Below are 23,785 nucleotides of genomic sequence, written 5' to 3'. Positions count from 1 at the left end.
TCGGGGCACTACCTCAATGTCCCCGAGCTTGATGAGAATCCGATGAAGATCGGCTGAGAGCATCGGGTGCAAACCGGTCCTTCACAGGTTCTTCACCGTCCCGGCGGCACGCTCCACTGCCATGAAGACCTCACGAACTGCATCCGCCCTCGCCATCCTGGCCGTGCTCGCGGTGGCCGGCTGCGGGAACGACAAGGCGCCGGTCGCGTCCGGCGACCAGAACAGCGACAAGAGCCCGCTCGCGGCGTACATGGGTGACGGGTTCACGAGTTCGTCGGGTGGCGGCGGGTTCAAGGTCGCGATCCGGGCCGGTGGGGCGCAGCAGCCGAGCGAGGAGGAGCTGGCCAAGCAGCGCAAGGTCGAGGACGCCACCGCGGCCTGCATGAAGACGGCCGGCTTCGACTACGTCGCCGTACCGCCGGAGCAGAACGCGAAGAGCAAGTTCACCGACGCGTTCAATCTGCCGCCGGACAAGTTCGCCGAGCAGTACGGGTACGGCATCAGCACGATCGACTGGTCCAAGGCCGGCGACGACGACACCAACCCGAACACGAAGATCCGCGCCGCCTTGTCACCCTCGGCGCAGAAGGCGTACGACAAGGCGCTCAACGGACCGAACGCGAACGGGAGCGGAGCGGTCGTGATCCAGGGCAGCGGCGGTGGCCCGTCGAACACCGGCCAGCAGGACCTGGGCTGCCGGGGCAAAGCGGTCGAGCAGGTCTACGGCAAGGGCGAGGACCGGGCCGCGGACTTCAAGAAGTTCGACAGCCTGTTCAAGGACATCCAGGCGTTGCAGAAGCGGATCGAGACCGACCAGCGGGTCGTGGACGCGACCAGCGCCTGGTCCGACTGCCTGGCCGACGCCGGGCACACCGGTTTCAAGAAGGTCGACGATCCGCGCACCCAGGTCCAGCAGAAGCTGGACGCCCTGACCGGCAACAAGCCGCCGGCCAAGGGCAGTGGACCGGCCAAGACGATCACCGGGCCGCCGTCGTTCGACAAGGTCGACTCGGCCAAGCTGTCCGAGCTGCGCAAGTTCGAGATCGACCTCGCGGTGGCGGACCAGAAGTGCAAGGCCAACGGGTACGACGACGCGTACAAGAAGGTGCAGTACGACGCCGAGAAGGAGTTCGTCGACCAGCACAAGGCCGAGCTCGAGGCGTACCGCGACGAGATGGCGAACCGGTGACCGCTTCGCCCAAGTCCCGGCGCCGGGTCCTCGTCAGCGTGGCCGGGATCGCCGTGGTCTCGCTCGGCGTCGGCGTGGCCGCGGGCAGCCGGATCAGCTCGCCGGAGGACGCGGCCGCGAAGACCGCGCCGCCGAAGGCGTCCCAGATCACCGTGCCGGTGGCGAAGAAGGCGCTGTCCAGCAAGGTCGTCGGCCGGGGCGACGCCTCGTTCGACGGCGCGGTGAACGTCCGGGTCGAGACCAGTGGACTCACCACACCGCCGATCGTGACCGGGAAGGTGCCTGCCGTCGGTTCGACGATCACCGAGGGCAAGGCGCTGCTGGAGATCACCGGGCGGCCGGTGATCGGGCTGGCCGGCGTACTGCCGATGTACCGGTCCTTGTCGCCGGGGAGCAAGGGACCCGACGTGCTGCAGCTGGAACAGACCCTGGACCGGCTCGGGCTGGACCCGGGGACGGTCGACGACGAGTACGACCTCGACACGTCGGCCGCCGTGGAGCGGCTGTACGACGAGGCCGGGTACGACGCACCTGAGGCCGACAAGCAGCTGACCCAGGAAGTCGACGCCACGAGGAAGCAGGTGGACGCCGCGAAGAAGCAGCTCCGGCAGGCGCAGGCCCAGCTCAAGGCGGCCAAGGACGCGAAGGCGAAGGACACGTCGGTGCAGCAGGGCGCCGTCGACGACGCCGAGGCAAACCTCGCCGACGCCCAGGACGCGCGGAGCGAGGCCGAGTTCAAGGCCGGTACGCCGCTGCCGGTGTCCGAGGTGGTCTACGTGAAGACCCTGCCGCGCCGGGTCGACGACGTGAAGGTCGAGCGCGGCGGGACGGTGAACGGCGTGGTGATGTCGGCCAGCGGTTCGTCGCTGGTCGTCACGTTGAAGGTCGACGCCGAGACGGCGCAGCGGTTGAAGGCCGGCATGGTCGCGTCGCTCGACCTCGACGGAACGGCGATCGCGGCGAAGGTCCGCCGGGTCGCGAAGAACGGCAGCACGTACGACGTCGTGGTCGCGCCGAACGCGGTGACCGCGAGCCAGTTGGCGCTGCTGCGGGACGCGAACGTGCGGGTGACGATCCCGGTGAAGAGCACGAGCGGCAAGGTTCTCGCCGTACCGCTGGCGGCGTTGTCGTCCGGGTCGGACGGCGGCTCGCGGGTCGAAGTACTGCGGAACGGTCAGGTGGAACTGGTCCCGGTCACGGTCGGGCTGTCCGCGGACGGGTTCGCGCAGGTCACGCCGAAGGGCGACGCGAAGCTGTCCGACGGCGATCAGGTGGTGGTGGGCAAGTGAGCGCGACTGCGGTTGCCCTGCCGGCGCCGGTGGTGGAGATGATCGGCGTACGGCGGTTCTTCGAGGGGCCGCCCGAAGTACGGGCGATCAACGGGGTCGATCTGACCATCGGGCCGGGGGAGTACCTGTCGATCGTCGGGCCGTCGGGGTCGGGGAAGTCGACGTTGCTGCATCTGCTCGGGCTGCTGGACAACCCGACGGGTGGGGTCTATCGGCTCGACGGCGTGGACACGATGAGCCTGCGGGAGCGGCGTCGCGCCGTACTGCGGGGGGAGCGGATCGGGTTCGTGTTCCAGTCGTTCCATCTGCTCGACCACCGGACCGTGCTGGAGAACGTGGCGCTGTCGATGGTGTACGTCGGGGTGCCGCGCCGGGAGCGGCTCGCCCGCGCCAGGGTCGCTTTGGAGCGGGTGGGGCTGGCGCACCGGATGGAGTTCGCGCCGACCACGCTCTCCGGTGGTGAGCGGCAGCGAGTCGCGATCGCGCGGGCCCTGGTCGCGGAGCCGAGCCTGCTGCTCGCGGACGAACCGACCGGAAACCTGGACAGTGCCAACGCGGAGGCGATCCTGCAAGTGTTCGACGAACTGCATTCCGAGGGCATGACGCTGGCTGTCATCACCCACGACGCCCACGTCAGCCGCCGCGCCCAGCGCCAGGTCCGCATCGTCGACGGAACCCTCCAGTGGTAACCCAAGCAGGCCCCCCGGATCCCGCCGGCGGGCCGTCCACCCAACCCGGCCCCGGGTCGGCACGATCGCGGCGTCGCCGACTGAGATCTCGTCCCGCCGTTCGGGACCTGCTGGACGAGGCCTTGGCCGGCGTCGCCGCTCGTCCTACTCGGCTGATCCTGACGACTCTGGGAACAGTGCTCGGAGTCGCCGCCCTGGTGGGGACTGTCGGGCTGGGCCAGACGGCCGCCGGGCAGATCACGCAGCGGTTCGACCTGGCGGCGGCTACTCGTGTGGTCGTGCAGCCGGACGACAAAGGCGGACAGGAAGGTGAAGCCGCGACGCAGCTCCCGTGGGACGCGCCCGACCGGATCAAGCGGCTGAACGGTGTCGAAGCCGTCGGCACCGTCAGCAACCTGGAGATCGGCGACGACCTGGTCCAGAACGTCACCGGCCTGGACAACGGCGCCGGCAAGGCCCTGCAGGTGATGGCCGGATCAGCCGGCCTCTGGGACGCCGTCCGCGCGACGCTCGAGACCGGCCGGTTCTTCGACGCCGGCCACGACCAGCGCGCCGACAAAGTGGTTGTCCTCGGCAAGCATGCGGCCGAGCGGCTCGGCATCAACCGGGTCGACTCGCAGCCCGCGGTCTTCATCGGCGACGAGCCGTACACCGTGATCGGCATCCTCGAGTCCGTCAGCGGCCGGGCCGAACTCAACGACGCCGTGATCATGCCGAACGGCGCGGCCCGCCACGCCTACGACCTGGAGTCCCCGGACGCCGTCGAGATCCGTACGGCGGTCGGCGCGGCGCAACTGATCGCCGAGCAGGCCCCGATCGCGATCGAGCCGAACAACCCGAGCACCCTCCGCGTCGACGCTCCGCCGAAGCAGGGCGCCGTACGCAAGGGTGTCGAGTCCGACCTGAACGCACTGTTCCTGCTGCTCGGAGCGGTCGCACTCCTGGTCGGCGGTCTCGGCATCGCGAACGTCACGCTGCTGTCGGTGCTGGAACGGATCTCGGAGATCGGCCTGCGAAGAGCCTTGGGCGCGGCGCGAAGACACATCGCCGTTCAGTTCCTGGTCGAGAGCGTGATCGTCGGGTTCCTCGGCGGACTGCTCGGTACGGCGGTCGGCGTGATCCTCACCGTGAGCGTGTCCTGGATCCGCGACTGGACCCCGATCCTCGACAACCGGCTGGCGTTCGGTTCACCCCTGCTGGGTGCGTTCATCGGTCTGGTCGCCGGCACGTACCCCGCCTGGAAGGCCTCCGCCATCCAGCCGATCACCGCGCTGCGCGGCACGTGAGCTGAGCCGCCCGTACACGACAGCGGTGACGGCGAAGCCGACCACGATCAGGGCGAGCACCGGGTAGGACTTCCCGTTGTCGGGCAGGATCGCCGCGCCGAGTGCGGCCGCGGAGACCTGCCCGACGTTGAAGATCATGTCGTACAGCGAGAACACCCGACCGCGGTACACGTCGTCGACACCCGTCTGCACGAGGGTGTCGACGCTGATCTTGATGCCCTGCGCGCAGAACCCGGTGAGGAACCCGCCGACCACCAGCGCGGGCTTGGTGTAGAACCCGATCGGTACGGCGCACACCACCGCCGCGGCCACGAACAGCCACGTGATCCACTGCCGCAACGCCATCACGCGAGTGCCCCACGGCGTGACCAGTGCGGCGACGAACAGCCCGGCTCCTACGGCGCCGGTCGCGATCGCCAGTGCGCCGAACGCTTGATCGAGCTGGCCGGGTCCGTAGAAGTAGTTGCGGTACAGCAGGATCATGACGACCGTCAGCAGGCCGAAGAAGAACCGGAGCGAGCCGATCGCGGCCAGGCCCAGCGCGGCCTGCGGTCGTGCCTTGAGGTGCCGGCCGCCGTCGATCAGGCCGGCGGCGATGGTCCGGAGCGCTTCGCCGATGCCGGGCTCGTCGCCGTTCAGGTCCGGGCCGAGCTGGTCGCGCCGCAGCCGGAGGGCGAGCAGCGCGGCGGCCGTGTAGATGACCACCGTCAGCCCGAGCACGGTCAGATCCGAGTCGACGATCAGCTTCACCCCGGCGCCGACACCGCCGCCGATCAGGAAGAACGCCGTACCGCTCGTCGGCGTGACCGCGTTGGCCATCACCAGCTCGTCGCGCTCGACCACGTGCGGGAGGCCGGCCGACAACCCGGACAGGAGGAAGCGGTTGACGCCGAGGGTGAGCAGTACGGCGACGTAGAACAGCGGGCCGGCGTTGTCGGCCGCGACGATCGCACCGACGCCGATGACGAGCACGGCGCGGGTCAGGTTCGCGGCGAACAGGATCTGGCGGCGTGACCAGCGGTCCAGGAGTACGCCGGTGAACGGGCCGAGGATCGAGTACGGCAGCAGGGCGACCGCGAACAGCCCCGCGATCGCGGCCGCGTCCGGCGCCCGCTCCGGCGAGAACAGGACGTACGACGCCAGCGCCACCTGGAACACGCCGTCCCCGAACTGCGAAGTCAGTCGCACCGCGAACAGCCGCCGGAAATCGCGACGCTGCAACAACGTCCACAAATCCCGGATGAACCGCACGCCTGCACTGTAACCGGCGGATATGTCTAGTGGTTCAAGCGCTCAGCTGCGGAGTCGCCGCGTTTGCCGACCGGCTCGACGCCCTTGACGCGGCCCAGGCCGAGGAGAGGCATGTTGCCGTAGATGGTTTCGGTGTGGCCGGCGGGTACGACGTACGTCTCGTGCCAGATGCCGACCGCACCGCCCTTGAACGAGTTGCGGAAGTACTCGACCCACGCGGGCCGGTGCGTCCGGCCGGTGTCGCTCGCGAACGCCTGGAGCTTCTCCACCGACTCCCAGTACTGGATCAATGTGACGCCGCGCCACGTCGGCAGCGTCCGGAACCCGAGCAGCCCGCTGTCCTTGTCCTTCGACAACTCCCGCAGCATCGGCCCCATCGCCTTCGCCACCGGCATCCACTCGCGCACCTTCAACACCGAGTTGACCCGCATCCCGATCAGGAACACGACCACCTCACCGTCGTACGCCGCCGTCTGCCGCCCCGCGATCACGTCACCCATGTCGTGTCCCCTCACGTCGATGAGACAGTCCACCACGGCGAAACCGCGGACCGGAATTCAATCCTGTGTAAAGCCCGTCCGGGGACGCGCCGGAGCTGCTGGCAAGGAAACCCTTAAGCGATAGTGTCGTCCTGCCGGTGTCACAGTCCGTTGTGTACCGGTTACGATGGCTCTTCAGTTCTGAGCCGCAGCGCGGATGGGATTTTCATGACTGAATCGCAGGATGCAGACGTCGACCCCCGGATGTACGAGCAGCTGAAGCTCGACCGGCCGCACGGCGCGCGGGTGTACGACTACTTCCTGGGTGGTAAGGACAACTTCGCGATCGACCGGCAGGCCGCCGAGCACCTGCTCCAGGCGTTCCCCGGCTTCCGCACCGCCGCCCTGTCGAACCGGATGTGGATGCACCGCGCGGCGAAGTACGCCGCCGAGCAGGGCATCACCCAGTTCCTCGACGTCGGTACCGGTATCCCCACCAGCCCGAACCTGCACGAGGTGGTCCAGCAGATCACCCCGGCGGCGCACGTGGTGTACGCCGACAACGACCCGATCGTGCTCGCGCACTCCCGCGCGCTGCTGGTGAGCAAGCCCGAAGGCAGGACCGCCTACCTCGAGGGCGATGTCACCGACCCGCAGGCGATCCTGAAGTCGGAAGAGGTCAAGGAGCTGATCGACTTCGACAAGCCGGTCGCGCTCAGCATCGTCGGCGTCTTCCACTACCTGCCCGACGCCCTCAAGCCGTACGACCTGGTCCGCCAGCTCGTCGAGCCGCTGGCGCCCGGATCGCTGCTGATCTTCTCGCACTGCACCCCGGACTTCGCGCCGGAGCTGTGGGAGCGGGCGATGGTGGTCTACAAGGCCGACGGTGGCGACGCGCAGGTCCGCTCGAAGGAAGAGGTCACCCAGTTCTTCGAGGGCACCGAGCTGGTCGAGCCCGGCGTCGTGTCGCCGTTCCGCTGGTTCCCGGACGAGGAGACCCAGCGCCTGGTCGACAAGGGCGAGTTCACCGACATCATGTGCAGCCTGTGGGTCGGCGTGGGCCGCAAGTCCTAGTCCTAAGCTGTCCGGATGGACCGCAGCGCGTATCCGCACCACCTCGCGATCACGCTGCGGTGGAAGGACAACGACGTCTACGGGCACGTCAACAACGTCGAGTACTACAGCTTCTTCGACACCGTGATCAACGACTTCCTGATCCGCTCGGGTGGCCTCGACATTCACGGCGGTGACGTGATCGGGCTGTGCGTGGATTCGCAGTGCACGTTCAAGCAATCGCTCGAGTTCCCCGGCGTCGTGGATGCCGGGTTGCGGTGCGGTCAGCTGGGCAACTCCAGCGTGCGGTACGAGATCGCCCTGTTCCGCGAGGGATCGGACGAGCCGGCCGCGACCGGGCGGTTCGTGCACGTCTTCGTCACTCGGGAGGATCGCCGCCCGGTGCCGGTCCCGGACCGCATCCGGGAGGCACTCGAAGGGATCACGGGATGATCGTGCGCGGCGCCGTACTGCGGGAGATGGGTTTGCCGGCGCCGTACGCCGACTCGCTGCCGCTGCGCGTGGAGGAGGTCGAGCTGGCGCCGCCCGGACCGGGAGAGCTGCTGGTCCGGATCCGTGCGGCCGGCCTGTGCCATTCGGACCTCTCGGTGATCGACGGCTCGCGCCCACGGGTCATGCCGATGCTGCTCGGCCACGAGGCCACCGGTGAGGTAGTGGCGTCCGAGGCTCCCGGCTTCGCGCCGGGCGACGCGGTGGTGTGCGCCTTCGTACCGTCCTGCGGCACCTGCGCCCCGTGCGCCGAGGGCCACGCCGCGCTGTGCGAGCCCGGCGCGCTTGCCAACACAGCCGGCACACTGCTCAACGGCACTCGCCGCCTCGCCGACCTGCATCACCATCTGGGCGTTTCCGGGTTTGCGGATCATGCCGTGATCTCCGCGCAGTCGGCAGTGAAGATCGATCCGTCGCTCCCACCCGAGATCGCCGCACTCTTCGGCTGCGCGGTCATGACCGGCGTAGGTGCAGTGGTGAACACAGCGCAGGTCCGCGCCGGCCGCAGTGCGGTCGTCTTCGGACTGGGCGGCGTCGGCCTGTCCGCATTGCTCGGCGCTGTCCTCGTCGGAGCACATCCGATCGTCGCGGTGGACGTCGTACCGTCCAAGCTCTCGTTGGCGCTCGACCTCGGCGCAACTGCCGTCGTCGACGCTCGCGACGCCGACGCGGTGGAGCAGGTGCGGGCGGCGACCGCGGGCGGGGCGGACTACGCGTTCGAGACCGTCGGCAGCGCGAAGGTGCTCGAGCAGGCGTACGCCGCGACGCGCCGCGGCGGGACCACGGTCACGGTCGGGCTCCCGCATCCGTCGCAGTCGTTCAGCGTGCCCGCGGTCAGCCTGGTCGCGGAGGAGCGCACGGTGAAGGGCTCGTACCTCGGCTCGTCGGTGCCGTCCCGCGACATCCCGCGGTACGTCGCCCTGTACCGAGCCGGCCGACTCCCGGTCGACCGGCTGCTGACCGCGACCGTCGGGCTCGACGACCTCAACCAGGCCTTCGACGACCTGGCCGCGGGTACGTCGATCCGTCAGGTGTTGCTCTTCTGAAGGTTCTCGGCGGCCTTCAGGAACGCCGCCTCCTCGCGGGCCCGCGCCTCGGGGGTGAAGTTGTCGCCGAAGTCCTCGGCGCTCGCGACCTTCCGGATCTCCAGCTGGCCGTCGGTGCGGCCGTCCGCCGCCACGCAGCGCCAGCCCCACTCGATCGCTTCCTCGCGGGACGCGACCTCGATCAGGCAGAACCCTGCGATCAGTTCCTTGGTCTCGGCGAACGGGCCGTCGATCACCCGACGCTGCTTGTCGTCGTCGAACGCGAGCCGGAACCCCTTCGAGCTCGACAGCAGACCGTCGCCCGCCAGCAGGACGCCCTTGTCCGCCATCTCGGCCATCACCAAGCCCATCGCGGTCAGGCTCTCCTCGCTCGGCAGCCCTCCTGCCTCGGACTCCTCGCTGGCCTTGAAGATCATCATGTAGCGCATCGGAGACCCCTCCCAAGTCGGCGTTAAATACCGAGACGAATCTATACAGGGGTGGGGACCTTCGGGCAGGCTACGCACAGTGCGTGCCCACGCACGAGATGTGAGGCCGCCCCGGAGTCCTTGAGGAGGACCCCAAGCATGCACACCCGCCCCCGCCGGATCGGTGCCCTCGCCGTCGCCGGTGCAGTTGTCTTCGGAGCCTTGGCCGTCGTCGTCAGCAATCAGGCCGACGCCAAGCAGCCCGCTCCGCTCCCCATCGACCAGTTGCTCGGCCAGGACCTGCAGGGCAAGTCCGCGCTCGGCCGCGTCCAGTCCCGACTCACCGAGGTCGCCTCCCAGAACAGGCTGTCCACCGATCACCTGCGGCAGATTCTCGCGACCGACAAGACCGCCTGGCTGGACCGCGGCGGCAAGCTGTTCTACCGCGAGCCCGTCGCCACCGCGGCAGAGCGGAAGTCCGCGGCCGCGCCGTCCCCACGCTGGGCCCGCGCGGCAGTCGCCGCCGCGACCGGTCCCGCCTTCGAGTTGCACAGCCAGGCGGGCTCGAACCGGGTCATCTACCTGGACTTCGACGGCCAGACGATCACCGGTACAGCCTGGAACACCGGCGGCAAGCCGGCCACGGTCAACGTCACGCCGTACGACACCGACGGGAACCCGAACAGCTGGAGCACCGCCGAGCAGGATGTCGTCCGTGACGTCTGGGCCCGGGTCGCCGAGGACTACGCGCCGTTCGACGTGGACGTGACCACACAGCAGCCGACCGCTGCGGCGATCGACCGGACCGGCGCCTCTGATCAGCAGTACGGCACGCGGGTGCTGATCGACCCGACCACCTGGTACCAGTCCGGCTGCGGATGCGGCGGCGTCGCGTACGTCGGCGTGTACGACAACACCAGCCAGCACTCGTACTACCAGCCGGCGTTGGTGTTCACGAAGGGCGTCGGCACCGGTGCGAAGAACATCGCGGAGGCCGCGTCGCACGAGGCCGGCCATAACGTCGGGCTCTCGCACGACGGCACGGCGTCCGTCGGGTACTACGCGGGTCACGGCGCCTGGGCGCCGATCATGGGTGTCGGCTACTCCAAGGCGATCAGCCAGTGGAGCAAGGGCGAGTACACCGGCGCGAACAACAAGGAAGACGACTTCGCGGTGATCGGCCAGAACGGGCTGGCGCTACGGGCCGACGACCACGGCAACGGTACGTCGGATGCCACTGCTCTGACGCTCGGGACCAGCGTGAAGGGCATCTACGCGAACGACTCGGATGTGGACACCTTCCGGATCGATCTCGCGGCCGGCACCTTCACCTTCGCGGCCAACGCAGCCGCTTCCGGTGCAGACCTGGACATCAAGCTCCAGCTGCTCAACTCGTCCGGCGCGGTCGTCACGACCGTCGACCCAGCAGCCGGGCAGTCCAGCGCGGCCACGCCGACCGGCCTGAGCGCGAGCCTCAGTCGCCAGGTCGCCGCGGGGCGCTACTACCTGCGGATCGAGAACACCGGCTACGGCAGCCCGCTGAACACGGGCTACTCGACGTACGGCAGTCGCGGCGCGTACACGGTTCGCGTCACCGCGAGCTGATATCGAGCCACCTGGGGCCGTCGATCCCACCGAGATCGACGGCCCCAGGTTCTTGGGGGGAACCGCCCAAACCGGGGGGAATCCTGTGAGGAGGATTCCGAGTGACTAAATTCCGCCGTACCGGTGCACTCGCGTGCGCCGGTGCTGTCGTTCTTGGAGGTCTGGCGGTCGCTGCCGGCACCCAGGCCGATGCGCAGCAGACACCCGTCGACCAGCTGTTGTCGCAGCCGTTGGCGGGTGGCGCCGCTCTCGGCAAGATCCAGTCGAGACTCGCCGAGGTTGCCGACCACAACCGGCTGCCCGCGGACCAGCTGCGGCAGATCCTTGCCACCGACAAGACCGCGTGGCTCGATGCCGACAGCAAACTGTTCTTCCGCGAGCCGGGTCTGACCAGCGCGCAGAGGGCTCCCGAGGCGTCACCCCGCTGGGCGCGTACCGCCGTCGAGGGCGCGACCGGTCCGGCGTTCGAGCTGCACAGCAAGCCGGGCTCGAACCGGGTGCTCTACCTGGACTTCGACGGCCACACCATCACCGGCACGGCGTGGAACGCGTCGAAGGGCATCGACCCGGTGAACGTCTCGGCGTACGACACCGACGGTGATCCGGCGAGCTACAGCAGCGCCGAGCAGGATGTGGTCCACGAGGTGTGGGCCCGGGTCGCCGAGGACTACTCGACCTTCGATGTGGACGTGACGACGCAGGAGCCGCCGCAGTCCGCCATCGACCGCTCCGGTGCGTCGGACGAGCAGTACGGCACGCGGGTACTGATCGATCCGGACACCTGGTACCAGTCGGGCTGCGGTTGCGGCGGTGTCGCGTATGTCGGCGTGTACGACAGCACGAGCCAGCACGACTACTACCAGCCGGCGTTGGTGTTCACGAAGGGTGTCGGCACCGGCGCGAAGAACCTCGCCGAGGCCGCGTCGCACGAGGCCGGGCACAACGTCGGGCTCTCGCACGACGGCACCTCGACGGTCGGGTACTACCAGGGTCACGGCGCGTGGGCCCCGATCATGGGCGTCGGGTACTACCGCGGCATCAGCCAGTGGAGCAAAGGCGAGTACGCCGACGCGAACAACACGGAAGACGACTACGCCGTTGTCGGAACGCACGGTCTGGCTCTGCGCGCCGACGAGGCCGGCGACACGACTGCCGACGCCACAGCGCTGACGGTGGGTACGCCGGTGTCCGGGATCATCGCGGCGGAGGACGACACCGACGTGTACCGCGTCGACGTGAGTGCCGCTGGCAACTACACCGCGACGGCGAGCCCGGCTCCGACCGGTGGCAACCTCGACATCAAGCTGGATCTGCTGGACGGCTCCGGCGCGGTCGTCGCGTCGAACGACCCGGCCTCCGGTCAGAGCGACGCCGGCACGCCGACCGGTCTGGGTGCCAGTGTTAGCGGCACCCTCCAGCCGGGTATCTACTATCTGCGGATCGACAACGTCGGCTACGGCGACCCGCTGAACACCGGCTACTCGACGTACGGCAGCCGTGGCGCCTACACCCTGAGCGTTTCGCCCTCCTGATCCCTGGGGCTGGTCGGCCTCTGGCGGACTGACCAGCCCCAGGCTTCGCTTGTCCGCCTACGCCGGAATCAGATGATGTGCGGCGAGCTGCGCCAACGCGGCCGCCTGGTCGCCGAGGACGGCGTCGTCGAACCGAACGATGCTCGAATGGTTCGACGGCGCTTCCTCCGCGGAGACGTCGTCCGGCCGCGCGCCGACCATCGCGAACGTCCCGGGCACCTCCTTCAGGACCATCGAGAAGTCCTCGGCCCCCATCAACGGGTTCTCCAGCCCCTGCACCCGGTCCGCGCCGAACAGGCCGGTCAGGATCTCAGCGGTCTCCGCCGTACGGGCGGCATCGTTCAGCGTCACCGGGTACTGCGGGTTCAGCCGCGCGTCCACGGTGCATCCGTGCGCTGCTGCGATCCGCTCCGCCAGCGCCGGCAGCTCCCGCGTCAGCTGCGCGAGGGTTGCATCCGACAACGTCCGCACGGTCGCACCGAGGCGGGCCGTGTTCGGGATGACGTTGATCGCGACTCCGGCCTCGAGCTGAGTGACGGTGATGACGACCGGATCGAACACGTTCACCCGCCGCGTCGCATACGTCTGCAGCGCCAGGACCAGCTCCGCCACCACCGGCACCGGGTCGATCGTCCGGTCCGGCATCGAACCGTGCCCGCCCTTCCCGCGCACCGTGATGTGCAGCTGGTTCGAGCTGGCCATCATCGTGCCCGGCCGCATCTGGAAGACGCCCTTTCCGGCCTGCGCCCAGACGTGCAGCGCGTACGCCGCGATCGGCTTGTCACCTGTCGCCTGCAGCAGGCCCTCCCGCAGCATGTATCCCGCTCCAGCGAGCCCTTCCTCGCCAGGCTGGAACATGAAGATCACGTTCCCCCGCAGCTCCTCGCGATGAGCGCTCAACAGCTGGGCCGCTCCGACGAGGCCCGCGGTGTGCAGGTCGTGGCCGCAGGCATGCATGTTCCCGTTCTCCGCCGCGTACTCGAGTCCTGTCTCCTCGACCACCGGCAACGCATCCATGTCACCCCGGAGCAACACCGTCGGCCCCGGCGCCCCGCCTCGCAGTACAGCCACCACGGAGGTCACCTCACGGCCGGTGTTGATCTCCAACGGCAGCCCCGCCAGCGCATCCATCACCACTTGCTGCGTCCGGGGCAACTCCAGCCCGACCTCAGGCTCCCGATGCAACACCCGCCTGAGCTCCGCCAAACCCGCAGCAATCCCAGCGCCCTCAGCCACAAACTCCACAACCAACCTCCAGTTCCATCCACACCAACCCGCCCGCCACCGTACCCACACCCAACCCGCCCTCACCCACCCCGACCCAAACCGCTGCCCGCTGCCATCAGTCCTGGGACTATCTGGCCGGCCCGGGTGTCGGGCGCCTGCGGTCGGTGGGCTTGGCGCTCCAGCTCGGAGGCGTAGGTGAGTCTCCACCGTCGGCGTGCGGACCTTCAGCGGCGCGGCCGTCGCGCTGTGGCTTGTGGAGTGGTGTCGTAGCGCCGAGGCCGGCGTCAAGCGTTCGGCGCAGATCCTGGTTCGCGGACCACTCCCCGGCGATCTTCCCGACTTCCTCGCTCGCATTCCGGAAAGCGCTTCGTCCCGCCAGGGCGGCCATGCGAACGTCAGAGGGGTCCTTCGAGTCGTAGTCGTGGATAGCGGCGAGCGGTGCATGCATGGCCTCCGCGATCCGCCGGATGGCGTCCGCCTTCGCAGTCTCCGGAACCAGTTCGCTCAAATGCTTCGAGTACAGGAGCTCCGCGGCGACCGGGAACTTTTCCGCGGCATTCACCACTGCCATCCGCCGGATGACACCCTCGGCATCCAGGCCGACGTCCGCGCCGACGGCCGCACTGAGTGTGTCGACGGCAGGAACGTAAGCCCCATAGGCGTCCGGAGCCTGCGCCGTGCTGATACCGGGAGCGATCCGCTCGAGACCGAGCCGGGCGATGAAGTTGTTGAGTTCGTTCTGCGTCGCGCGCTCGGTGACAGCCTCCTCGAAGGTCCTATGAGCATTACCGTCATGCGCATCGAGCGGGAAGGCCAGCGACGTACCCGGGCCGGCCAGCAGGTGGATGTTCTCGTGGAAGACCGTGCGCAGAGCTTCGCGGTACCTGTCCAGGGTGGCGCTGTCGTGGTGCTGCCCTGCGCGCTCGAACATCTCCCGCAGAGGCTCGATGACATCCCGCGGGTGGTACCTGATGGAGCCGTCCCACGACACGCCGGACACTTGCTTGGTGTCGTGCGGAAGAACTTCGTATTTGTTGTTCCAGGACGAGTGGTGCGCTTCCAGGACCGCGATGGTGACGGCGGCCTGGACCTGCATGAGTTCGTCGAAGCTGGAGACCATCTGCGCGGTCCTTGCTAGTCAGCGCTGCCTGGATTACCTCCGTGATAGTTGGGATCGCTGGTGATGCGGATGGCTTCGAGGTCCGATGCGAGTGGTTCGCTGAGATGGCGGATGCGGCTGGCTTCGGCCCCTGACGCCGTCCCGGCGATCCGGCCGATCTCCGCGATTGCGGTCTCCAGGAGTTCGACGCGTTCGGCCGGGGCGGCGTCGCTGAGCAAAGCCTGCGACTGAACCCGGATCGCGGCTGCCAGCTCGTCCGACATCGGTGGAGCCTTGTAGTTCAGGGCGGACTCCAGCGAGGCGAGGCTGCGCTCGGCACGCTCTCGATCCGCCGCCGGCTCGACCATCGGGACGAGGCTCCGCAACCGGTCGAACTCGATCCACAAGCTGCCCTCGTCGATCGTCTTGGCCATCACCGCATCGACAAGCCGTTGCTCCGCTTCGTCGTACGCTGCGTAATCCATGGGCCCAGTATTCCCGGGTGTCGGTCGAACCGCCGTCGGCGAACCTGTCAGGCGTTGCGGGCCAGGGCCCTCGAGCCGGCCGCGTGGCTGGGGCGAGCGGAACACGAATGGGTGGCGGACGGTGGGGAGGCCGTTGTCGGTGGCGTGATGCCGGACAAGGCTGCTTGGTGGGGCGACGGGACGTGGCGACTGGCGCCCGGTGGCGGGAGGGTGCAGGCGTTGCCGTGGGGTGGGGCGAAGGTATAGGCGGATTCGGCGGACTGGATTTCTTGGTGCAGGTAGTCGAGGAGCTGGTCGGCGGTGGCGAGGGACTTGGCGGTGGCGAAGCTGGGGGCGGTGAGTTCGTAGGTGTCCAGGTGGTCGAGGCCTGAGCGGAGGATGGACTCGACGCGGGATCGGGTGTCGGCGCCGGGCGGCTCCAGCTCGGGAAGGCGGGTGGAGTTGTAAACGAGCGTGACGAGCAGTGGGAGTTGGCCGGCTGCGGTCTGGCGGTTGAGCTGGTCGAGGACCTCACCACGGCGGAGGTCATTGCGGGAGTCCAGGTCGGTGGTGAGCTTGCGGACGGCAGGGACGAACGCGGCGTAGTACCCGCCTGCCTTGACCGATTCGATGCCCGGGGCAACTTTGTCGACGCCTAGCCGGTGGATGTACTCGTCCAGGTGGTCCTGCGCCCAGGCTTCGGTGACACCCTCCTCCAGTTCGCGGCTGCCGGGTTTGACGAAGCCCTCGCGGGCGGCTTCCTGGGTCGAGCCCGACGGGCCGAGGAAGTGGGCGTGTTCGTGGAGCAGCGTGGCCAGGGATTCGCGGTACCGGACGAGGGTGGCGGGCGGCTGCTTCTCGCCGGCGTGCTCGTACAGGTGGCGCAGCGGGGCGAGGATCTCGTCATCGTCGAGGTAGAGCGTGCCGTCCCAATGAGCAAGACCGAGGATCGGGCCGGTCGACTCGACGACGCGCCCGTTCCACGCGGACTGGTCGGCACCGGCGAGCCTTCGGGCCGTCTCCCCGCTCGCCGCCAGCAGCTCGTCGAGTGAGCCCGGGAAGGCAGGCTCCGGGGCTGCGCGATCGGTTGGGGCAGGTGCGACCGCTGTGCGGGTCATGAGCGGAAGGCAATCGCGAGCCGAACCAGGGAGTCGGCCGTACGTCGGAACCGGGCCTGCTCGCCTGGGTCCTCTGCATGCGCCGCGAGGCGGCCGAGTTCGGTGATCAGCCAGTCGGCCCTCGCCTGCCGTTCTGCGATCAGCGCTGGGTGTGGCGTCGTACCGCTGAGGTGCTCCATGAGGTGTCCTCCCGAGTTGTGAAGTCGGCGGAGAACATATGGAGATCGGCCACGAATTCAGCGGCCAAGTTCGAAGCTGTGGATAACTAGAAGAGCGTCGGCGGTTCGGCCGCGATCGGCTCCGGGAGCGGGGCCAGGGTGGGGACGGCTGCCGCGACGGTCGCGTGGAAGCGGCGGGCCAGATTGAGGGCCTCGGCGTTGTCGGGCGTGTGCAGTAAGATCGTCGGCGAACGGCCGTCGGAGAGCCACTGCACGACCAGTTCGACCAGGTAGGTCCAGCCGTCGACGGTCTCGGCCACGGAGTCGCGGCCGATGTACCGGACGATCGGAAACGCGGTGAGCGCCCGGGTCCGGCGGGCCACGCGCGGCTTCTTCATCCAGGCGTCACGCTCGGCGAAGCTGGTCGGGCGGCGAGCGAACAGTGTGCCAGTGTCGAACGGGATCCACTCGGCGTCAACGCGGGCGAGCACACGCTCGAGATTCGCAGCGGCGGCAGGGTCATCGAAGAAGGCGCGGTGGCGCACTTCCACGGCGTACCGGTAGTCGCGGGGTGCCTGGTGCAGGAACGCGGCGAGGGCGCCCAGGTCGGTGGGGGAGAACGCGGCCGGCAGTTGGATCCACACGGCGTGGTTGCGCGGGCCGAGCGGCTCGATCGCGCTCAGGAAGCTGCGGAACTCGGCCTCGACGTTCGTCAGCCGGCGCTCGTGCGTGATCACCTGCGGCAGCTTCACCACGAAGCGAAAGTCAGGCGGAGTCTGCGCGGCCCAGTTCTCCACAGACCCGCGGGACGGTGTCGCGTAGAACGTGGTGTTGCTCTCGACCGCGTTGCACCAGGACGCGTACGCGCGCAGCTTGTCCCGCGACGGCTGCGGCCAGGCGGCATGCGTCCATTGCGCACAACCGACATGCAGCCTCATAGCGACCGCACGTACTGCCGGCAGACATGGATCCGGGAGAAACGCTCACGCAGGGAAGCCTCGAGCGAGATCGGCGCATGCATGAACGCAGTCACCGGCTTGCCCAAACCGTCCGGCGTCTCGAAGCCGGCGGCATCGTCCTGCCCCGACTTGTAGACATGGAGATAGCGGAAGTTCTCCGTGAACCCCGACCGCTGGTACCAGGAGTTCGCCGACGCATCCCCGCGCGTCCAGGCGTCGAGCACGCCGCCGCGAAGGCGCGGAACGACCGCCTCGAGCAACCGGGTGGCCAACCCGTGACGTTGGTGGTCTGGATGAATGGCCAGCACGTCGATCGTGGCGCGGTCGGTGAAGATCTCGACGTCCATCAGGCCGACCACTGTCTCGTTCTCGACGGCCACCAGGCGGTGCGCCGGGTTCTCGAAGACCGGGCGGTCCACCACGATGTCGTCGTAGTACTCGGTGCCGAAGAAGCTGAGCAGGCGGCAGCGAAGCCAGCTAGGGGCGTCGGTGTCGCGGTACTCGCGGATCTCGGTCATCCGGCGCCATGATGGCACGCCGCCCGGCAACCCTCCAGGGGGTTTGCCGGGCGGCGCATCGGTCAAGGCGACCAGGTCGGAGTGACCAGGTCAGAGCGACCGGATCAGCGGTCGACCTCGCCGCGGATGAACTTCTCCACCAGGTCGCGGCAGACGTCGTCGGCGTACTGCTCCGGCGGGGACTTCATGAAGTACGACGAGGCGGACAGGATCGGGCCGCCGATGCCGCGGTCCTTGGCGATCTTCACCGCGCGGATCGCGTCGATGATGATGCCGGCCGAGTTCGGCGAGTCCCAGACCTCGAGCTTGTACTCCAGCGACAGCGGGACGTCGCCGAAGTTGCGGCCCTCGAGCCGGATGAACGCCCACTTGCGGTCGTCCAGCCAGGCCACGTAGTCCGACGGGCCGATGTGCACGTTGCGCGGGTCGATCTCGTCGCGCAGCTGCGAGGTGACGGACTGGGTCTTGCTGATCTTCTTGGACTCCAGCCGCTCGCGCTCGAGCATGTTCTTGAAGTCCATGTTGCCGCCGACGTTCAGCTGGTACGTCCGGTCCACGGTGACGCCGCGGTCCTCGAACAGCTTGGTCAGCACCCGGTGCGTGATGGTCGCGCCGATCTGCGACTTGATGTCGTCGCCGACGATCGGCACGCCGGCCGCGGTGAACTTGTCGGCCCACTCCTTGGTGCCCGCGATGAACACCGGCAGCGCGTTGACGAACGCGACCTTCGCGTCGATCGCACACTGGGCGTAGAACTTCGCCGCCTGCTCCGAACCCACCGGCAGGTAGCAGACCAGCACGTCGACCTGAGCCTCACGCAGGGTCGCCACGACGTCGACCGGGTCGGCGTCGGATTCGGTGATGGTCTCGCGGTAGTACTTGCCGAGGCCGTCGAGGGTGTGACCGCGCTGGACGGTGACGCCGGTCGGCGCCACGTCGCAGATCTTGATCGTGTTGTTCTCGCTGGCGCCGATCGCGTCGGCGAGGTCCAGGCCGACCTTCTTGCCGTCGACGTCGAAGGCGGCGACGAACTCCACATCGCGGACGTGGTAGTCGCCGAACTGGACGTGCATCAGACCGGGGACGCGCTCGTCGGGCTTCGCGTCACGGTAGTAGTGCACGCCCTGGACGAGCGAGCTTGCGCAGTTGCCGACACCGACGATCGCTACGCGGATCGAGGTCATCTGGAATCTCCTTGGATAGGCGGTTGGTGCTGTTCAGGGGGCCGCTGTTGCCGCCGCTCGCCGTCGATCAGCTCGTTCAGCCAGCGGACCTCGCGCTCGGCCGACTCCAGGCCGTGCCGTTGCAGCTCGAGGGTGTAGGCGTCGACCCGCTCCGCCGTCCGGCTCATCGCCGCCCGGAAGTTGGCCAGCCGCTCCTCCATCCGGGCCCTGCGGCCCTCGAGGATGCGCAACCGGGTGGCCGGATCGGTCCGGCCGAAGAACGAGAAGCGGACGCCGAACGTGTCGTCCTCCCAGGCCGACGGACCGGCTTCGTGCATCGCGTGCGCGAAGTGGTCCTTGCCGTCGGCGGTGATCGTGTAGACGATCTTGGGCCGGCGACCCGACTCCGGCGTCCCGGGGTCGGCCGTGATCAGCCCGTTGCGGAGCATCGCCTTCAGACACGGGTAGAGCGAACCGAACGACAGCACACGTCCCCAGCCGAACTGGGCGTTGACGCGCTTGCGGAGCTCGTAACCGTGCATCGGCGCTTCGTGCAGCAGACCGAGTACGGCGAGCTCCAGGACCCCACTGCGGTTTCCCATGAGCTACCTCCCTCGGTCTAGTTTGTCATGACCTGATGTATCGGTTCGATACATCGCACCGCCACTGTAAGCAGGCCTCGACCCTGTGGACAACTCTTGACAAACCCAGCCTTTGTCACCTTCGTCACCCGGCATGCCGGGAAACCTGTTACGTCAGGCGCAGATCGGCGTTATTCGAGTAACACGCAGAGTCGCGCCCAAAGAGCGGAGAGTCATGGCCGACAGCCATGGGAAGCACGCCAGGTCCGAGGTCGAAGCCGACGGCGCGCTTGCGCGGCTGGCGCTGCGGTTCACCGCGTTCACGGAGAAATGGCTGCCGGACGCGTTCGGGTTCGTCCTGGTCGGCACCTTCGTGGTGCTGCTGTTCGGGCTCGTCACCGGTGAACCGCTGCTGAAGCGCCCGGACGACCCGGCCGCGACCAAGGGCTTCGGGATGGTCGATGCCTGGGGCATCGGGTTCTGGTCGCTGATCACGTTCACCCTGCAGATGGCGATGATCATCATCGGCGGGTACGCCGTCGCGACCAGCGGACCGATCGCCCGACTGATCACCCGGCTGGCGCGGATCCCGAAGAACCCGCGCAGCGCGGTCGCGTTCGTCGCCGCGGTCGCGATGCTGGCGTCGTACCTGAACTGGGCGTTCAGTCTGATCTTCGCGGCGATCCTCGCTCGAGAGGTGGCGCGCAACGTGCCGAAGGCGGACTACCGCGCGCTCGGAGCGATGGCGTTCCTCGGGCTCGGCACCGTGTGGGCGCAGGGGCTGTCCGGGTCGGCCGCGCTACAGGTGGCTAGTGCGAGCAGCAGTCCGCCGCCGGTGCAGGAAGTCATCAAGGCCAGTGGACATGCCAGCGGTCTGATCCCGCTCAGCGACACCATCTTCACGTGGCAAGCGGTCGTGGCGACGCTGATCGTGTACGGCGTCGGCGTCGGGATGGCGTGGTTCATCGCACCGGGCGAAGGCAACGCGCGGACCGCTGAGCAGATCGGGATCGAGCTGAAACCGCTCATCGGCCGAGGGTCGGCGTACAACGGTCAGCGCCAGGAGGCACGTAGGCCGGGTGACTGGCTTGAGCATTCACCACTGTTCAGTCTGCTGATCGTGTTGCTCGGTGCGGTCTATCTGGTCCGCTACTTCAGCGGCAAGAGTTTCTTCAACGCACTCGACCTGAATACGGTCAACCTCATCCTGTTCCTGCTCGCGCTGCTCCTCCACTGGCGACCGTGGCGGATGGCTCGCGCCGTCCACGACGGTGCCCCGGCTGCGGCCGGCGTACTGCTCCAGTTCCCCTTGTACGGCGGGATCTTCGGCATGATCGCGTACACGGGCATCTCCGGACGGCTGGCCGGCTGGTTGGTGCAGGCGAGCAACCAGTTCCTGTTCCCGCCGCTGGTCGCGATCTACTCGTGCATCCTCGGCATCTTCGTACCGAGTGGTGGCAGCAAGTGGGTGATCGAGGCGCCGTACGTCCTGCAGGCCGCCAACGAACTCAAGGTCGACGCAGGCTGGATGGTCGTTGTGTACGACCTCGGCGAGGCAAGCGCGAACCTGCTGCAACCGTTCTGGATGCTGCCGACCCTCGCCATCCTCGGCCTGAAGGCGCGCGACATCATGGGCTACACGTTCACGATGTTCCTGGCCTGCTTCCCGGCCGCCCTGATCGCCGTGACGCTGCTGGCACCCCACGTGACCTCGTGAGAGGCGCATCACACCATGCAGCGGGATGCAAACCTTCCAACGATGTAAGACGTCATCGGAAGAGTCCCGGTGGACCGTTTTCACTTGGACGCATTGTGGTTGCTAGCATCCGGAGCGGATTCGGGCGCGTTACCACACCCACCGTAGTCTGTGGGGCAATGACTCCAGCCAGATCGTCGAGGATTGCAGAGTGAGTGAAGCTCGTAGGAAGGCCGCCCCGGCCCGCCGTCGGCAGAAGAGGCATTGGGCGCTTCGCGTTCTCGGCTGGCTGGCCGCGCTCATGTTCCTCGGCATCATCGGCGCGGTCGCGACCTTCTTCATCGTGTACCAGACGACGAAGATCCCCGACCCGAACAAAGAGTTCGCCACCAACACGACCACAGTGACGTACGCCGACCAGCGGAACCCCCTGGGCACGTTCTTCGAGCAGAACCGGCACTCGGTGCCGTTGTCGCAGATTCCGAAGCGCGTTCAGGACTCGGTGATCGCGGCCGAGGACCGGACCTTCTGGACCAACCCCGGCATCTCGCCGCAAGGCATGGTCCGGGCAGGGGTGAACATCGCCCGCGGTGAGCAGTTGCAGGGTGGTTCGACGATCACCCAGCAGTATGTGAAGGTCATGTACCTGACCCAGGAGCGGACGGTAGGCCGCAAGCTCAAGGAACTGTTCATCGCGACCAAACTCGGCCGGCAGCAGGACAAGAGCAAGACGCTCGAGGGCTACCTGAACACGGTCTACTTCGGCGAGGGTGCGTACGGCATCTCCGCCGCGGGTGACGCCTACTTCAAGAAGCCCGACCCGAGCACACTGTCTGTCCCGGAGTCGGCGCTGCTCGCCACCGTGCTGAACAACCCGACGGTGTTCGACGTCACTGACCCGGACCCGCGGACGAAGCAGCGGATCATCGACCGCTACCAGTACGTGCTCGACGGTATGCAGCAGATGGGCACGATCTCCCCGGCCTTGGAGAAGCAGTACGCCAATCGGCTGCCGGCGCTGCACATGAAGGAGAAGAGCAGTCGCTACGGCGGCCCGAAGGGCTTCCTGCTCGACATGGCTCGCAAAGAGCTGGGCAGACTCGGTTTCGACGAGGACGCGATCACCGGCGGCGGACTGAAGGTCACCACCACCTTCAACTACACGCAGCAGAACAAGATGCTGGTTGCGGCCAAGAATGAGAAGCCGAAGAAGAGCGACGGGTTGCACGTCGGGATGGCCGCGGTCCAGCCCGGCACCGGTCAACTGCTGGCGATGTACGGCGGGCCGGACTTCCTCAAGAGCCAGATCAACTGGGCGACGACCAAGGCCAGGCCGGGTTCGTCGTTCAAGCCGTTCGCGCTGGCCGCGGCGCTCGAGGACGAGAAGTCGATCTACGACATCTTCCAGGGCGACAGCCCGATCACGGTCCAGGGCCAGAAGTTCGGCAACGAGCTCAGCACCGACTACGGCGACGTCACGCTGCTGAAGGCGACGGAGGAGTCGGTCAACACCGCCTTCTACGACCTGGTCGACAACCAGATGGACAACGGTCCGGAGAAGGTCACAGCCGCGGCCGAGGCGGCCGGTATCCCGGCGTCGAAGGCTCTGGAGAACGACAAGTCGAACCCGTCCACCGTGCTCGGCCCGAACGCGTACGCGTCGCCGGTCGACATGGCGAACGCCTACGCGACGTTCGCGGCCGGAGGAAAGTACACACCGCTGCACGTGATCAAGGAAGTACGCGGTCCGGACGGCAAGGTGCTCTGGTCGGACGCGAGCATCATGAAGCAGCAGAAGCAGGCGTTCCGGCCGGAGATCGCCAACATGGTGAACTACGTCCTGCAGAAGGTGGTCACGGACGGCACCGGAACGGGCGCCAAGGATCTCGACCGTCCGGTCGCCGGGAAGACTGGTACCGCCGGTGGTGTCGCGGTGGAGGACCGGGCCGAGAACAAGAAGTGCGGCGGCTGTAAGGACGGCTCGGCGACGCTGACCTCGTGGTGGAGCGCCTACACCCCACAGCTGTCGACCTCCGTGCTGTACCGAGCGGGCAAGGACGGCGAGTCGGACCTCGACCCGTACAGCGACGACCCGGCCTTCTTCGGTGGCAACTGGCCGCTGAAGACCTGGCTGGCGTTCATGAAGGCGGCGCTGGACGGTGTTCCGTCGGCCGACTTCGTCGCGCCGGACGCGGACCAGGTCAAGGACACCACCACTCCGACGTTCACGCCGCCGACGAACACGCCGACGAACACGCCGACCAACACGCCGCCGCCGAGTTCTCCGCCGCCGAGCTCGCCACCCCCGTCGACGCCGCCGCCGAACACGCCGACGAACACGCCGACGAAGACCAAACCGACCCGTCCGACGACGACGCCAGGCTGGCCGTCGCTGCCGACCGGCGGGACGACGAGCGAACCGACGAAGACCCCGCAGAAACCCGGCGGCGGTCAATAGCTCCAGAC

At 67.9% G+C, this 23,785-nt stretch carries 23 protein-coding genes; 11 read left to right on the top strand and 12 right to left on the bottom strand.

Annotated elements, in window-relative coordinates; translation table 11 throughout:
- Positions 1 to 121 precede the first annotated feature (121 nt).
- The 4 genes from OHA18_RS14180 to OHA18_RS14165 are packed head-to-tail and all read left to right on the top strand — an operon-like array spanning position 122 to position 4,453.
- Positions 122 to 1,189, top strand: a complete 1,068-nt coding sequence (locus OHA18_RS14180; RefSeq protein ID WP_329004531.1) for a hypothetical protein — start codon at positions 122 to 124, stop codon at positions 1,187 to 1,189.
- The gene (locus tag OHA18_RS14175; RefSeq protein ID WP_329004530.1) at positions 1,186 to 2,478 is read left to right on the top strand and encodes a peptidoglycan-binding protein; all 1,293 of its coding nucleotides are present in this window, start codon (positions 1,186 to 1,188) and stop codon (positions 2,476 to 2,478) included. The genes OHA18_RS14180 and OHA18_RS14175 overlap by 4 nt, the downstream gene beginning before the upstream one ends.
- Positions 2,475 to 3,167 carry an ABC transporter ATP-binding protein gene (locus OHA18_RS14170; protein WP_329004529.1) on the top strand — a complete coding sequence of 231 codons (693 nt, stop codon included), beginning with the start codon at positions 2,475 to 2,477 and terminating at the stop codon, positions 3,165 to 3,167. The genes OHA18_RS14175 and OHA18_RS14170 overlap by 4 nt, the downstream gene beginning before the upstream one ends.
- Positions 3,161 to 4,453 (top strand): ABC transporter permease, encoded by a 1,293-nt coding sequence (locus OHA18_RS14165; RefSeq protein WP_442914386.1) that lies wholly within the window; start codon positions 3,161 to 3,163, stop codon positions 4,451 to 4,453. Before OHA18_RS14170 ends, OHA18_RS14165 begins: the two co-directional genes overlap by 7 nt.
- Here the strand turns inward: OHA18_RS14165 and OHA18_RS14160 are convergent.
- Positions 4,355 to 5,704: an MFS transporter gene (locus OHA18_RS14160; RefSeq protein WP_329004527.1), complete on the bottom strand. Its 1,350-nt coding sequence runs from the start codon at positions 5,702 to 5,704 to the stop codon at positions 4,355 to 4,357. The genes OHA18_RS14165 and OHA18_RS14160 overlap by 99 nt on opposite strands.
- A gap of 26 nt (positions 5,705 to 5,730) precedes the next feature.
- Positions 5,731 to 6,204 (bottom strand): DUF4188 domain-containing protein, encoded by a 474-nt coding sequence (locus OHA18_RS14155; RefSeq protein WP_329004526.1) that lies wholly within the window; start codon positions 6,202 to 6,204, stop codon positions 5,731 to 5,733.
- 207 nt (positions 6,205 to 6,411) lie between these two features.
- Here OHA18_RS14155 and OHA18_RS14150 point away from each other — a divergent pair, with 207 nt between their 5' ends.
- Genes OHA18_RS14150 through OHA18_RS14140 form a run of 3 tightly spaced genes read left to right on the top strand, consistent with a single transcriptional unit; the run spans position 6,412 to position 8,792 of the window.
- Positions 6,412 to 7,257 (top strand): SAM-dependent methyltransferase, encoded by an 846-nt coding sequence (locus OHA18_RS14150; protein ID WP_329004525.1) that lies wholly within the window; start codon positions 6,412 to 6,414, stop codon positions 7,255 to 7,257.
- Positions 7,258 to 7,272: 15 nt separating this feature from the next.
- Positions 7,273 to 7,689, top strand: a complete 417-nt coding sequence (locus OHA18_RS14145; RefSeq protein WP_329004524.1) for an acyl-CoA thioesterase — start codon at positions 7,273 to 7,275, stop codon at positions 7,687 to 7,689.
- Positions 7,686 to 8,792, top strand: coding sequence for a zinc-dependent alcohol dehydrogenase family protein (locus tag OHA18_RS14140; RefSeq protein ID WP_329004523.1), 1,107 nt, complete (start codon positions 7,686 to 7,688; stop codon positions 8,790 to 8,792). Before OHA18_RS14145 ends, OHA18_RS14140 begins: the two co-directional genes overlap by 4 nt.
- On the opposite strand, the gene OHA18_RS14135 is transcribed toward OHA18_RS14140, so the two are convergent.
- Entirely contained in the window at positions 8,774 to 9,220 is a 447-nt protein-coding gene (locus OHA18_RS14135) for a YciI family protein (protein ID WP_329004522.1), read from the bottom strand. The genes OHA18_RS14140 and OHA18_RS14135 overlap by 19 nt on opposite strands.
- Positions 9,221 to 9,358: 138 nt before the next feature.
- On the opposite strand from OHA18_RS14135, the gene OHA18_RS14130 reads away from it, so the two are divergent.
- Both OHA18_RS14130 and OHA18_RS14125 read left to right on the top strand, forming a co-directional pair.
- Complete coding sequence (locus OHA18_RS14130; RefSeq protein ID WP_329004521.1) at positions 9,359 to 10,804, top strand: zinc-dependent metalloprotease family protein; 1,446 nt, start codon at positions 9,359 to 9,361, stop codon at positions 10,802 to 10,804.
- Positions 10,805 to 10,905: 101 nt separating this feature from the next.
- Positions 10,906 to 12,336, top strand: a complete 1,431-nt coding sequence (locus OHA18_RS14125; RefSeq protein ID WP_329004520.1) for a pre-peptidase C-terminal domain-containing protein — start codon at positions 10,906 to 10,908, stop codon at positions 12,334 to 12,336.
- Between the two features lie 57 nt (positions 12,337 to 12,393).
- Here the strand turns inward: OHA18_RS14125 and OHA18_RS14120 are convergent, their stop codons facing one another.
- The 9 genes from OHA18_RS14120 to OHA18_RS14080 form a co-directional block, all read right to left on the bottom strand.
- Complete coding sequence (locus OHA18_RS14120; RefSeq protein WP_329006105.1) at positions 12,394 to 13,572, bottom strand: M20 metallopeptidase family protein; 1,179 nt, start codon at positions 13,570 to 13,572, stop codon at positions 12,394 to 12,396.
- 118 nt (positions 13,573 to 13,690) lie between these two features.
- A complete protein-coding gene (locus OHA18_RS14115; RefSeq protein WP_329004519.1) occupies positions 13,691 to 14,683 on the bottom strand; it encodes a hypothetical protein in 993 nt (330 codons plus the stop codon).
- Positions 14,684 to 14,697: 14 nt separating this feature from the next.
- Positions 14,698 to 15,147 carry a hypothetical protein gene (locus OHA18_RS14110; RefSeq protein ID WP_329004518.1) on the bottom strand — a complete coding sequence of 150 codons (450 nt, stop codon included), beginning with the start codon at positions 15,145 to 15,147 and terminating at the stop codon, positions 14,698 to 14,700.
- Positions 15,148 to 15,194: 47 nt separating this feature from the next.
- Entirely contained in the window at positions 15,195 to 16,244 is a 1,050-nt protein-coding gene (locus OHA18_RS14105) for a hypothetical protein (RefSeq protein WP_329004517.1), read from the bottom strand.
- Positions 16,241 to 16,423, bottom strand: a complete 183-nt coding sequence (locus tag OHA18_RS14100; RefSeq protein ID WP_329004516.1) for a hypothetical protein — start codon at positions 16,421 to 16,423, stop codon at positions 16,241 to 16,243. Before OHA18_RS14100 ends, OHA18_RS14105 begins: the two co-directional genes overlap by 4 nt.
- A gap of 86 nt (positions 16,424 to 16,509) precedes the next feature.
- The gene (locus OHA18_RS14095; RefSeq protein WP_329004515.1) at positions 16,510 to 17,340 is read right to left on the bottom strand and encodes a DUF72 domain-containing protein; all 831 of its coding nucleotides are present in this window, start codon (positions 17,338 to 17,340) and stop codon (positions 16,510 to 16,512) included.
- Positions 17,337 to 17,879, bottom strand: coding sequence for a GNAT family N-acetyltransferase (locus OHA18_RS14090; RefSeq protein ID WP_329004514.1), 543 nt, complete (start codon positions 17,877 to 17,879; stop codon positions 17,337 to 17,339). Before OHA18_RS14090 ends, OHA18_RS14095 begins: the two co-directional genes overlap by 4 nt.
- 104 nt (positions 17,880 to 17,983) lie before the next feature.
- A complete protein-coding gene (locus tag OHA18_RS14085; RefSeq protein ID WP_329004513.1) occupies positions 17,984 to 19,063 on the bottom strand; it encodes an inositol-3-phosphate synthase in 1,080 nt (359 codons plus the stop codon).
- The gene (locus OHA18_RS14080) at positions 19,060 to 19,644 is read right to left on the bottom strand and encodes a PadR family transcriptional regulator (protein WP_329004512.1); all 585 of its coding nucleotides are present in this window, start codon (positions 19,642 to 19,644) and stop codon (positions 19,060 to 19,062) included. Before OHA18_RS14080 ends, OHA18_RS14085 begins: the two co-directional genes overlap by 4 nt.
- A 214-nt stretch (positions 19,645 to 19,858) precedes the next feature.
- Between OHA18_RS14080 and OHA18_RS14075 the strand changes: the two genes are divergently transcribed.
- Complete coding sequence (locus tag OHA18_RS14075; protein ID WP_329004511.1) at positions 19,859 to 21,340, top strand: short-chain fatty acid transporter; 1,482 nt, start codon at positions 19,859 to 19,861, stop codon at positions 21,338 to 21,340.
- 190 nt (positions 21,341 to 21,530) lie between these two features.
- Positions 21,531 to 23,777 (top strand): transglycosylase domain-containing protein, encoded by a 2,247-nt coding sequence (locus OHA18_RS14070; RefSeq protein ID WP_329004510.1) that lies wholly within the window; start codon positions 21,531 to 21,533, stop codon positions 23,775 to 23,777.
- Positions 23,778 to 23,785: the final 8 nt, after the last annotated feature.

The organism is Kribbella sp. NBC_00709 (genome assembly GCF_036226565.1).
GTDB lineage: Bacteria > Actinomycetota > Actinomycetes > Propionibacteriales > Kribbellaceae > Kribbella.
Note: the sequence above shows the minus strand (reverse complement) of the source record. Positions and strands in the feature narration are given on the sequence as shown.